Origin of the sequence: Caloranaerobacter longqiensis (assembly GCF_050286925.1) — a bacterium.
Lineage (GTDB): Bacteria > Bacillota > Clostridia > Tissierellales > Thermohalobacteraceae > Caloranaerobacter.
The window spans coordinates 104,328-116,685 of record NZ_JBFWFX010000002.1; the positions used below are offsets into that span (position 1 = coordinate 104,328).

11 protein-coding genes are annotated in these 12,358 nt (G+C 26.3%); 9 read left to right on the plus strand and 2 right to left on the minus strand.

All coding sequences use genetic code 11. From position 1 onward, the window contains the following. The first annotated feature begins 222 nt into the window (after window positions 1-222). From AB4Y15_RS02565 to AB4Y15_RS02590, 6 genes are all read left to right on the plus strand, one after another. Window positions 223-1,872, plus strand: coding sequence for a MotA/TolQ/ExbB proton channel family protein (locus tag AB4Y15_RS02565; protein ID WP_427338270.1), 1,650 nt, complete (start codon window positions 223-225; stop codon window positions 1,870-1,872). 16 nt (window positions 1,873-1,888) lie between these two features. Further along, window positions 1,889-2,626, plus strand: coding sequence for an OmpA family protein (locus AB4Y15_RS02570; RefSeq protein ID WP_427338271.1), 738 nt, complete (start codon window positions 1,889-1,891; stop codon window positions 2,624-2,626). A 1-nt stretch (window position 2,627) separates the two neighbouring features. Next, complete coding sequence (locus tag AB4Y15_RS02575; RefSeq protein WP_427338272.1) at window positions 2,628-3,803, plus strand: hypothetical protein; 1,176 nt, start codon at window positions 2,628-2,630, stop codon at window positions 3,801-3,803. Continuing rightward, window positions 3,796-6,576: a DEAD/DEAH box helicase gene (locus AB4Y15_RS02580; RefSeq protein ID WP_427338273.1), complete on the plus strand. Its 2,781-nt coding sequence runs from the start codon at window positions 3,796-3,798 to the stop codon at window positions 6,574-6,576. The genes AB4Y15_RS02575 and AB4Y15_RS02580 overlap by 8 nt, the downstream gene beginning before the upstream one ends. 124 nt (window positions 6,577-6,700) lie before the next feature. Continuing rightward, window positions 6,701-7,600, plus strand: a complete 900-nt coding sequence (locus tag AB4Y15_RS02585; protein WP_427338274.1) for a hypothetical protein — start codon at window positions 6,701-6,703, stop codon at window positions 7,598-7,600. A gap of 125 nt (window positions 7,601-7,725) precedes the next feature. Next, window positions 7,726-8,226 carry a cupin domain-containing protein gene (locus AB4Y15_RS02590; protein ID WP_427338276.1) on the plus strand — a complete coding sequence of 167 codons (501 nt, stop codon included), beginning with the start codon at window positions 7,726-7,728 and terminating at the stop codon, window positions 8,224-8,226. Between the two features lie 71 nt (window positions 8,227-8,297). On the opposite strand, the gene AB4Y15_RS02595 is transcribed toward AB4Y15_RS02590, so the two are convergent. Further along, window positions 8,298-9,104 carry a VanW family protein gene (locus AB4Y15_RS02595; RefSeq protein ID WP_427338277.1) on the minus strand — a complete coding sequence of 269 codons (807 nt, stop codon included), beginning with the start codon at window positions 9,102-9,104 and terminating at the stop codon, window positions 8,298-8,300. A gap of 253 nt (window positions 9,105-9,357) precedes the next feature. Here AB4Y15_RS02595 and AB4Y15_RS02600 point away from each other — a divergent pair, with 253 nt between their 5' ends. Beyond that, on the plus strand, window positions 9,358-9,855 hold the full coding sequence (locus AB4Y15_RS02600) for a DUF134 domain-containing protein (protein ID WP_427338278.1): 498 nt from the start codon (window positions 9,358-9,360) through the stop codon (window positions 9,853-9,855). A gap of 141 nt (window positions 9,856-9,996) precedes the next feature. Then, on the plus strand, window positions 9,997-10,329 hold the full coding sequence (locus AB4Y15_RS02605; protein ID WP_427338279.1) for a DUF5320 domain-containing protein: 333 nt from the start codon (window positions 9,997-9,999) through the stop codon (window positions 10,327-10,329). A gap of 148 nt (window positions 10,330-10,477) precedes the next feature. Here AB4Y15_RS02605 and AB4Y15_RS02610 read toward each other — a convergent pair whose 3' ends face one another. Beyond that, a complete protein-coding gene (locus AB4Y15_RS02610) occupies window positions 10,478-11,356 on the minus strand; it encodes a DMT family transporter (protein WP_427338280.1) in 879 nt (292 codons plus the stop codon). A gap of 209 nt (window positions 11,357-11,565) precedes the next feature. On the opposite strand from AB4Y15_RS02610, the gene AB4Y15_RS02615 reads away from it, so the two are divergent. Continuing rightward, window positions 11,566-12,348: a helix-turn-helix domain-containing protein gene (locus tag AB4Y15_RS02615; protein ID WP_427338281.1), complete on the plus strand. Its 783-nt coding sequence runs from the start codon at window positions 11,566-11,568 to the stop codon at window positions 12,346-12,348. The last annotated feature ends 10 nt before the right edge of the window (window positions 12,349-12,358 follow it).

Sequence of the window (12,358 nt, forward strand, 5' to 3'; positions counted from 1 at the left end):
AAAATTATCCTTTTAAAAAATTAAATTTGTTCATGGGGAAACTTCGAGCAAGAGGCTCGAAGTTTTTTGACGATAAAAGACAAATCTCGACATTTTTAGATAAAGGAAACTGTGTTTTAATATAGAAGTATTAAAAGTTAGAAGATTTTGTTGTAAGTTGTGGAAAGAGAAATCTATAAGTAAAGTGAAATGTTGCAATAAAACACACAAGAGGTGAGGAAGTTGGAAAATATAGGTATTTTTAGCAAATTAATTGCATTTACTGTGGGTATTATCAACAAAATAACAAATTATATAGGACTTACATTTAATGATATTTTTTGCTTATTTATTATTTTTATGGCATTATCATCATTTTATATTTTACATAAAAAAGTTAGGCAAAATATTAAAATGCTGGGGTTATTTATTAAGCAGATCGAGGGATTATCAGGAAACATGAACGAAAAGTTAATTAAGTTAAATGATGAGAACATCTTAAAAAATGATATGTATTTGTATAACTTGTGGAAAAGATATTTTAAAAATCTTAGAGAATCTGGAATAGAAGAAAGTGTAACGGATATATCTAAATATTTCAATAAAGCTACAATTATAGATATTCCCGGAAAGAGAAAAATTGCTGAAATTATTCCAGGAGTATTAACTGCATTAGGTATTTTAGGAACGTTTTTAGGGTTATTAAATGGTATTTCGGGGTTAAATACACAAAATATAGAGACAATGAGAAATGGTATCAATACTTTATTAAATGGTATGTCATTAGCTTTTACGACTTCGATTGTAGGTATTTTATCGTCAATAATTTGGTCATGGCTAGATAGAAAATCATATAAAAGATATATTGAAATGTTAAACAATTTCTATATTATATTTACTGAACAGTTTCCAATAACCAATAGCCTTAATTTTTTAAACGAGATAGTTTTGTATCAAAAGGAACAAACAGAAGCTATAAAACATATAAGTACGGATATATCTTTGGAGATAGCTAAAGCTTTTAATAAAACAGTTAGTGAAACCTTAATTCCAAAGATAGATGAGTCTATTGGTATGACTTTAAAAGAAAATGTTCTGCCAGCAATAAATTCTATGTCCGATGTGATAAAAGATTTTGCAAATGTAGCTACTTCTAATCAAACTGACGGATTAAATAAAATAGTAGAGAAATTTGTTGTGTTAATGAATGAATCTCTAAATGGACAATTTGAAAATTTGGCTAACACTATTGATGAATTATGTAAATGGCAGATTGAAACTAAGAATAATTTAGAAAAATTAATTAATGAACTTGAAGAAACAGCAAGAAATCAAAAAGAAATTAATGTAAGTTCAGAGGAAATGATAAAACATTTTTCAGCTTATTTTGAAAAATTAATAGAGGCTAACAATAATATAGATAAAAGTATAAATGTGATGGAAAATATAGTGTCAAATATGAATGAACTTGTTCAATATAATAAGGAAATAACTATAGAAATTGAAGAAAAACAGAAATTATTAAATCAAAGAAATGATATGTATATTAAAACAATAAATCAGTGTGTAGAGGAACTTAATTCAAATTGGAATAGTATGCAGAGTAATTTGGAGGAGATTAATTTACAATTAGAAAATGCAACAAAAACATTTATTGAGAATATGCATAAGGGGCTAGAAATTACTTTCCAAGACTTTGATAAAAATTTAGCTCATATAGTTAATAGATTAAGCGGAACTATTAATGAGATTCAAGAAACTATTGATGAAATGCCAAGATTATTAAGGGCAACTTCAGAAAGATTTTCTCATTCTCTTGAAACTGTTAATAAAACTGTTTTAGAATTGGATAAAGTTTTTACTAGAATTAAAAGTGAATATCAATCAGCTTAATTAGAGGTGAGTCATGATGTTTAATGATGATTTCGATTCTTATTTGCTTGATAAAGAAGAACCTCCTAATTATTGGATGTCTTATTCTGATATGATGTCTGGACTATTATTAATTTTTGTATTATTTTTAAGCATTAGTAGTTTTCAGTTTGATGAACAATCAAAATTACTAACGGAACAGAGCGAAAAAATAAAAATTCAGCAAGAAAAAATAAATAATATTATTGGAGTTAGAACTCAACTTATAGAAGCATTAAAAGAACAATTTAAAGATTCTAATTTAGAAATAGATATAGATTCTCAGACAGGAGCAATTAGATTTAGTAGTGGTGTTTTCTTTGATACTAATAAATATACATTAAAACCATCTGGTAAAGCATATTTAAATAAGTTTATACCATTATATATTAATGTTCTTCTAAATAAGGAGAATAGTAAATATATTTCTGAAATTATAATAGAAGGACATACGGATACTAATGGTACATATATGTATAATTTAGATTTATCACAAAAGCGTGCATTTGAAGTTACAAAATATATTTTAAGTGATGAGTTTAAAGAAATAACAGACGAAGAAAAAAATAAGTTAAGAAAAATAATTACTGCTAATGGTCGGTCTTTTAGTAACCCTATAAAAAATAAAGAAGGGAAAGTGGATTTAGATAAATCAAGAAGAGTTGAATTTAAGTTTAGGTTGAAAGACGAAGAAATGATTCAAGAAATGAATAGGTTATTAAAGGGGAATAAATAAAATGATTAAAAAATCATTCATATTTAAACCTACAGAAATAATTAAAGCTAGGATAGAGATAGAAAAAAAACATATCATTGAAAAAGGTAGTATTGAATCTTATCGTAAATTAGCAAGTAAGATAGATTTAAAGGATTTGCTAAATAGAATTATGAAAATCAAAAATGAAAATGAGTTAGAAAAATTAGCTTATAAACTCAATACAAAAGAATTGTATTTATTAGCGGATTACTGTATTGAAAATAAATATAATGTTGATTTATCGAAAATATTTAGAATATTAGATTTAAGATATAGAAAAAACTTCCTTAAAATATATTATTACGGATTCCAGCAGCATTATACCAATTCGGATTTTAACAATTATCTTTCAAAAATATTAAGAAGAGAGCAATCAGATGAATATTTAGGTTTTCAAAAAGGACTATCTGCTGTTATTGCATCTTGGTTAGTGAAAAAGGATGTAATACAAGAGATAGTTAAGACTTATTATAAACTTAATAGAGATTTTGAATTTTTCGTGAAAATCTTTAAATTAAATGATAATTCCAAGCTAGTTATTGATTGTAAGAAGCACATTTATATTTATTGTGATGAAGAGCGTTATTTAAATACTAATGAGCAATATTTACTAAATACGATTAAGAGTTTTAATAGAAATGAATTAGCTCGATTTGCTGATAATTATTTGAGAAAAGTTAGATTTGAAAATTTTCAGTATAGTATCCTTAATTATATTAATTATAACTTTGATAAACCAAATAACCCTTATTATTCAATCTATTGGAAACAAATGTCGTCTGAGGCTATCAGTAAGTTTAACAAGTGGTTATCTCTAAAGGTAATAAGGGATTTCTTTGGAGAAAGTGATAGATTTAGATTCTGGCGTAATTATTTAGAAATTCTAGAGGATTGGTATTTAGTAAAAAGTAGAGGGCAATTGTTCTTAGACTTTGGTAATTTTGTTGTAGTTGAATTTGAAGAGACTGGGAATGCAGCTTATATTTATAAAAAATCGGTTTTCAAGGAAAAATTCAGTCGCTTTACAAATGAATCTAATTCTGTACCGAATTCGAAATTAAAAGATCAGTTTCTTGCAATAGATAGGATAACTCATAATGGTAATTGGGAATATAAAGCAGCTCAAATCATAAGGAGTGTAATCGAAAATGCTTAAATTTATAAAGAGGCCTCGGATTAACATAATAAAGAAGTATGGGAAAATTGGTATTATCTATGATATATTGTATAAAGATAATATCAAAGTATTTTTTCCATTATTAAAAAATAATGACAAAATCATAGATTGTATTATAAAATCTGATCATTATGACTTAATTAATCTGCTTGAGGAACTTTGGTTAGAAGATCTTATTTTATTAGATGAAGAAGAAAATTATTATATTCCATATGATTTGCTTTATGAATTAGAAGATGATGTAAAAGAAAAATTAGAAATACCTGAAGATGGGAAATTTGAAATTAAGATTAAATCATATAATTATTTAGGACACCCGGAATTTAACATAGATTATGAAATCTTACATCCTATTGAGGGTAAATTAGGAAATTATTACTTAAGATATGGTAATATTATTAAATTTAATGATAAAGAATATCTATTAAACAAAGCGCAATATAAGTTGATTGAAGAGATAGATAAGTTTGAAAAAACTAATGATGTTAATAAGCAAGCTGTATTTATTGCAAAAGTTAAGAAAAAGGCAGAAAAGTCTAAAGCTGTATTGGATGAATATTTGGAAAATGAAGCTTGTTATTTTCCTGAAGAAATTGATGTAGACATAAAGAAACATAATGATCATTATATTGAATTAAGACCATTGTTTAAGGATTTAAATGATGAAATTAATAGTAAAATACAAGGTGAAAAAGAATTAAAGGTTATAAATTCATATATTAATAAAAACAAAAGAGAAAGAGTGTTTTTAACAGATAAGGTTTTAAATTTATATAAAAAGATAAATGAAAAAAAAGATATTAAAGAAGCCGATGTACCTAGGTTTATTAATAATCCACAGGCTTATTTACCAGACGATATAGATTTAACTGGTTTTAGCGACAGAGTTAAAGGATTAAAAATTCGTACATATAAGACACAGCCATATGTAAAAGCTAAGGAAAATAGTGAATATGGATGGTTTGATTTTGAAGTAGGTGTAGCTATTAATGTTGAAAATGAGTTATTTGAAGAAGATGGACAAAATATCGAAAATAAACTATATATGAAAACTATAGAGACTGAGGAATTTAAAAAACTAATCGAAATTGCAAAGAAAAACGGAGAAGACTATATATATTATAAAGGAAGTTGGATAAAGGTAGATATTGAAGAAGGGGAAAAGTTTTTAGAAGCAAAAGAGGTTTATGATAAAAGGTTTAAGAATAAAAAGGTAAGTATTACTGATATACCATATATTCTAGATATATATGATAATTTGACAACTTTAGAGTACGATCTTACTTTAATAGAATTGAAAAAAGAATTGCAAAATAGAGATTTATTAACATATAAAAAGCCTAGCTTATTAAATGCAGAATTATACAAATACCAACAAGAGGGTTATCTTTGGTTGAAAATTTTAAGTTATAGCAGATTAGGTGGTTTACTTGCAGATGATATGGGGTTAGGTAAAACATTACAAGTGATAGCATTAATAGCTTATTTAAAGGAAATTGGACAGCTTAAACCTTCTATAATAATATTACCTTCAGCACTAATAGATAATTGGGTAAAAGAAATAAAAAAGTTTACTTTTAATATTACTGATATTTATATACATCATGGTTTTAATAGATATAAAACAGAAGATATTATTAAGCAGTATGATTTAGTTTTGACTACTTATGAAACTTTAGTTAGGGATCAATTATTATTAGGGAAGATAGATTGGAATCTTATAGTGTGTGATGAAGCACAAAAGATTAAAAATTCAAATACATTGGCTACGACAGCTGTAAAGGCTCTAAAATCAAGATATAGAGTAGCATTAACTGGTACACCAGTTGAAAACGGATTAAGTGAATTGTGGTCGATTATGGATTATGTACAGCCAGGATTATTAAAGAGTTATGAATGGTTTAAAAAAAATTTCGAGGTTCCAATACAGAAGAATTTATATGATGAAAAATTGTTAGAAGATAAAAAAAGGCAATTAATTGAACTTATTCATCCTGTATTTTTAAGAAGAACAAAAGAGGATAAGTTAGATAATATACCAAAGAAATATGAAAAGAAAATAAGAGTTTCTTTAAGTAAGAAACAAGAAGAATTATACGCTGATATAGTTTATAAAGTTAAAACACAAGGTGCAAAAAATAAAGTATTGGCTTATTTACAGCAGTTGATTCAAATTTGTAGCCATCCAAGACTTTTGATGGATGAAATTCCAGATACTAAAACGTTACTAGAAGAGTGTGATAAACTTAAAATGGTTATAAGTTTACTGAATGATATAAGGTTAAAGGATGAAAAAGTTATTATATTTACTAAGTATAGAAAAATGCAAAATATATTAAGAAAAGTAATTCGAGAAAAATTTAAAATCTATCCGAATTGTATTAATGGACAAGTTAAAGGCAATAGAGTTAATATAATAAAAGAGTTTGAAAGTAAAAAAGGGTTCAATGTATTAATATTGTCACCTAGAGCTGCAGGAGTTGGATTGAATATAGTAGGTGCAAATCATGTAATACACTATACGAGGGAGTGGAATCCAGCAATAGAGAAACAAGCTACTGATAGAGTTTATAGAATAGGGCAAGAAAAAGATGTTTTTGTATATTATCCAATCTGTACTAGTAGTTTAGGGGTAACAGTAGAAGAGAGGTTAGATGAATTATTAGAAGATAAGAAAAAATTATTTAAAGATGTAATAATTCCTGTTGATAAATTACAGATTAATGAAAAAGATTTTACAGACTTATTTTGATATCAGCTTTATATCAAAAAACAAATATTAAGTTCTTTAAAATATAACTAAGTAATTATATTTTTTTCAATAGTTGTAGAGTTCTGTAATTGAATTGATTATTTTTGTTAGGAGAGTGGGGGACGTGTATAAGCTTTTTTTATTAGTATTGGTTATTTCTTTTTCTGTTTATTATTTGTTAAAATATTTAAAGAAAGTAAAAATAAAAAAACAGGATAATTATTCAACAAAAATATGTGAACAAGATAAAATAAAAGTTGCAAAAAATGTTAAAGAAATTGAGAAGAATAAGACGAATAAGAAAATATCAAACATATCAGAAATAAATATTAACCCTAAAATAACAAATTCAAATTTAAATAGTAGAAAACGGTTAAAAACAAAAGAAATATTGAAATCTAATTATAATGTAGGCTCTATAGTTTATCATAAAAGATTCGGTGAGGGGATTATTAAATCAATTAATAAAAATAAAGGTTTTATTATAATTGATTTTCACGATTATGGAATAAAAAAATTAGAAATTAAAATATGTGAGAAAAATAAACTTCTAAGTTTTAAAAAACAAACTGTAATAGATAAAAATAATAAATGTAAAGATAATGAAAATATAAAATATAAAAAGGATATAAATATAAAAAAACAGATAAATACTAAAATAATAAATAAACCAAACATAGAGAATAAAAAAGAAAAGTATAAAATAGAGAAGAAGATAGGAGAAAAGATATTTCATGAATATTTTGGGTTTGGATGTTTGACATCAGTGGATGAAAAATATGTAACTATTCGTTTCGATGATTTTGAAACAAAAATTTTTCCTATTAATATATTTCAAAAACGTGATTTAATACGTTTTGTTGATGTAAATGAATCTTTTAATAAAACACCTATCAAAATAAAAAAAGAGGCAAAAGTAAGTTCATCAACTAATAGTAAATATAATAGAGAAAAATGGGATCATTCTTATCAAATAGATTATAATTGGCTAGATGAAATTAGTAAATTAGCTAATGAAGAATGAAAATAAATAAATAGAATTTTACTATTAAAGAAATATTTTTGGCAACAATCTATTAAATTCTTAACTATTCGGGAAACCAAACAGAAATTTAGTATTATAAATTTAAGATACAGGGGGATATAACTATGGCTAAGAGGGATTATATTTTTATTGAAGAAAGTAAAGATGTTGAAAGATTTAGACTGGTTACCAATAAGGATGGAAGAAAAGAAATTTGGTTAAGAATAGCTGTTTATGATAAAGACGAGGAAGATGAAGCGATAAGTGATTTTACAAGGTTGGGATTGGGTTATATAACTCCAGAGTATTTAAAAATAAAGATGGAAAGAAAGAAGGAGGATTGCAATATGGAACAAATAAAAATCAAAAAAATGAGTCTTGAAGAAGCTAAAAAGTTAGGTATTGATTCTTGGAGTCATTGGGAGTGTGAACCTAGTACTTTTGATTGGGAATATGATGAACAGGAAACTGCTTATGTTTTTGAGGGAGATGTTATTGTAACTACACCAGAACAAACTGTACATATAACGGATAATATGTTAGTTTCTTTTCCAAAAGGATTAAAGTGTACATGGGAAGTAAGAAAAAAGATTAGAAAGGTTTACACATTTAATTTTGAAATATAAAAAAACTAGATAAAGACTAGAAACATAAGACGGTTCTTTAATATGACAGATGAAAAAAGAACCGTCTTATTTTATAATACACTTTCTTCTAAAAGAGGTTGATACATCATAATTGCATGGTTTTCAGTTATATATTCATCTTCTATAAGTTCTCCAAATAGATTATATATGCGCCTGTGAATAATATTATGACGCATATAACCACCCCAATATTCATGTGTAATCCAATGTTTTTTTTCATAAACTTCATATCTTTTAGTTATAGGTTTATCAGCTCTCCATTCGCCAACTAAATACTTGTCTGTCAAATAGACAATTAATTGATAAGTTTCATTAGTTCCGTTATATATTTGCAAATCTCTATAATTATATACACAAGTAGCTCCACTACCAAAAGGCTGAGTTCTATTTACATCAGGAAAAACATCGAAGCTGTGTCGATACCTTTCTGTAACAGTTAAAGGGGTGTGCAAGGTCATCCAGTAGATTAGATTTGATAATTGGCAAAGTCCTCCACCTATTTCAGGACGGAAACTCCCATAAAAAAGGTTCATTCCTTCTACATATCCTTTTCTTTTAGTTGGTTTACCAATTAATTTCCAATATGAAAATGTTTCTCCAGGTTTGATTATTATCCCGTTAACTTTTTTTGTTGCAATTTTGAGATTAATAATCTTATTATACTGCAACCACATGTCAATATTCTTAAGTTTTCTAATTAGAGGAGTTTGATGTTTAAATATTACATAAGGTAATTTTGAGGTATTTAAGGTTTTGGCATATTTTTTATTGCCAAAATACCATTCAAAATACTTTTTAGCTTTGTAATAATTTTTACCTAAAAAAATTCTAAGAGCTGACCTTTTAATTGGTTTCATTCAAAATCCTCCTAAAAGATTAGACAAGCTATCACTATTATTATTTTACCAATAATAGATTTTTATGTCAAAATTAAAAAAATAAGATTCTGAATATGGCATCGTAATTTTAAAAAATTGACATGCAGTAAGCCAGACTTTTGTATTTATATATACATGAATATATTACATAATATAAATATAAAAGAGCTTTTATTTTATAATTAATAGTAATATAATAATTAGTATAAACATCAAAGTAGGAGGTAGTTGAATGCCGAGGCCTGTTAAATGGAGAAGGATTGAAAACCTACCAGAATATGAATATTTCGTGCCAGTTAATGTATCTAATTGTGAATTAGAAGAAAATATCATTAAAGTTGAAGAATTAGAAGCTATAAGGCTTAAAGATTTAGAAGGACTAGATCAAGAAACATGTGCTAAGAGAATGGAGGTTTCAAGGCAGACATTCCAGAGAATTTATAATGAAGCTAAGATGAAGATAGCAGATAGCTTAGTTAATGGAAAAGCTATAAGAATAAAGGGAGGAAATTATACACAGAATATATGTGTATTTATATGTGAGAAATGTGGGACAAAATGGGAAAATAGAGTAGAAGATATTTATGAAGATGAAGTAAAATGTCCTGAATGTGGTTCAAAAGATGTTTACTGTGCAGATAAACCTAGAAGAAGTTTTTGCCAAAATAGGTGTAGAGGTAGAGGAAGAGGCTTAAGAAGACATAGAAGATGTGAGATTGACAATGAATAACTTTATTACCAATTGACTCTGTATTAATAATTAATACAGAGTCTTCTTTTTTTTGAAAAAAGTTATTGACATATGCCCAAAATGGAATTATAATAAAGTTAGAAATGAGCATATGCCAAAAATAATTGAGGAGGGGTTAAAATGCCAAGAGGAGATAGAACAGGTCCAATGGGAGTAGGACCAATGACTGGTAGAAGGATGGGTTATTGTGCAGGTTATGATGTTCCAGGATATATGAATGCAGGATATGGCAGAGGTTATGGTAGAGGACTTGGAAGAGGATTCGGTAGATTTTGTAGAAGAGGATTTGGATTTGGATTCGGTAGAGGATTTGGATGGAGAGCTTTTGCTTATAATGCACCATCAAAAGAAGAGTTAAAAGGATATATAAATGAAGAAATAAAATTTCTTAAAAGTCAATTAGACAGTTTAGAAAAAAGATTAAAAGAGCTTGATGGAAAAGAAGAAGCCTAAGGTTAAAAAAACTTAGGCTTCTTAAGCATTTTTATAATCCATAGGAAATTATAAACTACATTGAATTGTGGATAAATTTAATATAATTTCCGTAATGGATTTCAACAAAATCTACCTTAGTTTATAATTTATTTAATCGAAGATTTTGTTATATCTTTTTAATAATAGCTATAACCAAAGATATTATTATGAGTCCACTTCCTATAAGCCCTTTGAGTAAAATTGTTTCATGAAGAAAGGCATATGCAAGAATTAATGTAAATAAAGGCTCTCCTAAAAGTATAATTCCTACACTTTCAGGACTTACAACTTTCTGAGCTTTTGTTTGAAGGTACATAGTTAATCCTGTGCTGAAAACTCCGATTATAATAATTACAATGATATTTTTTATTAATAAAGCGAGATTAAGACCTTCATAAAAAATACTGAAAAACAGACTAGATATTGTAACAATTAATAATTGTATAAATGAAAGGATATGATTATCCTTATCATCACCATATTTATCTAGTATGATGATGTAAATAGTGTAGACAAATGCACAACCTATAACGAGAATATCACCAAAATTCAAATTACTGCCATTCATACCCGATATTAAATAAAGTCCAAAAATAGAAGATACTACACATATGATAGTCCAAAGTGTAGGTATATGTTTATTTATAAAAGATTCAAGTATGGGTATAAATAATACAGATAATGATGCTAAGAAACCAGACTTTGAAGCAGTTGTACGTTCTAGTCCTAATATATGTAGAGCATATACTATGAAAATTAAAACTCCTAAAATAAAGCCAATTCTTAAATCTTCTTTTTTTATTTTTAAAACTTTTTTGGGAGAGAATAGAAATAAAGTTAATGAGGCAATAAAAAACCTTCCTAATAATAAATGGAATGGGGGGATTTTATCTATATACATTTTTAAAAGAATTGTACTAACTGCCCACATAAATGAAACAAATATTAGTTCTAAGTAAGCTATATATATTTTATTATCTTTCTTTGGCGTTAATAACTTCTCCATTTACATCACTCCAGAAGTAAATTTCTACTGCCTTAAACATTATATCATAACTATAATAGCATTTAAGATGAAAAATTTTATCAGCATCACTACAAAAGTCAGAAAAAAATAAATAATTCGACAAAAAATAACAACAAAATTTCGAAAATTATGATAAAATAATATATAACAAATATGTATAGTTATTGGTTTCTGGGGGGAGTGATTAGATGGAAGATATAGAATTATTAAGTCCTGGACAGCGATTAAAAAGAATTAGAAAAATTTTAAATGTTAATCAAAAAGAATTGGCTGGCAAAAAATTTTCTAAAAATTATATCTCTATGTTTGAAAATGATAAAAGGAAAATAAATATAATAAATGCAATTTATCTTTCAGATAAGATTAACAAGTTAGCTAAACAAAAAGGCATTGATATGAATGTAAGTGCTTCTTTGTTTCTGAAAACTGAAAAAGATATGGCTAAGGACAAGTGTTTAGAGTGGCTTACATATGTTGAATCAAGAAATAATATAAGTACTTATGAAGTAAATTCAAATTTATATAAAGTCATACTATTGTCAACCAAATATGGCTTGGACGAATATAAAGCTAAAGCATTATTTTTAAAAGCGAAAAATGAGTTTTTAAGAAATCATTTCAATTGTGCAATTACATTGTTTTTAGAGTCATTAATTTATTATTCAAAATTAGATGATTATATATCTATTTCTGATGTATATAAATATATTGGAATAATTTTATACAACAAAGGTAATTTTAGCGAAGGGTTAGTTTATTTTAATTTAGCAGAAAGTATGTTAGCTAGAAATAAAGAGAAGGATAATTCGAGAATAGAAGATATTAAATATCGTAAGGCTCTTACGTTTTATAAATTAGGACAATATGAAATAGCTAATAATATTATACAAAAAATAAGTAATATAAATGGTAATATAAATGACAAATTATTAGAACTATCGAATAAGATAAACAATTTTATAGCTAGTTAAAAAAACAGGG

Coding starts and splice junctions, on each gene's coding strand:
- AB4Y15_RS02570 (WP_427338271.1), top strand. CDS start 1,889: ATGTTTAATGATGATTTCGATTCTTATTTGCTTGATAAAGAAGAACCT.
- AB4Y15_RS02605 (WP_427338279.1), top strand. CDS start 9,997: ATGCCAAGAGGAGATAGAACAGGTCCAATGGGAGTAGGACCAATGACT.
- AB4Y15_RS02575 (WP_427338272.1), top strand. CDS start 2,628: ATGATTAAAAAATCATTCATATTTAAACCTACAGAAATAATTAAAGCT.
- AB4Y15_RS02600 (WP_427338278.1), top strand. CDS start 9,358: ATGCCGAGGCCTGTTAAATGGAGAAGGATTGAAAACCTACCAGAATAT.
- AB4Y15_RS02590 (WP_427338276.1), top strand. CDS start 7,726: ATGGCTAAGAGGGATTATATTTTTATTGAAGAAAGTAAAGATGTTGAA.
- AB4Y15_RS02595 (WP_427338277.1), bottom strand. CDS start 9,104: ATGAAACCAATTAAAAGGTCAGCTCTTAGAATTTTTTTAGGTAAAAAT.
- AB4Y15_RS02610 (WP_427338280.1), bottom strand. CDS start 11,356: ATGGAGAAGTTATTAACGCCAAAGAAAGATAATAAAATATATATAGCT.
- AB4Y15_RS02580 (WP_427338273.1), top strand. CDS start 3,796: ATGCTTAAATTTATAAAGAGGCCTCGGATTAACATAATAAAGAAGTAT.
- AB4Y15_RS02615 (WP_427338281.1), top strand. CDS start 11,566: ATGGAAGATATAGAATTATTAAGTCCTGGACAGCGATTAAAAAGAATT.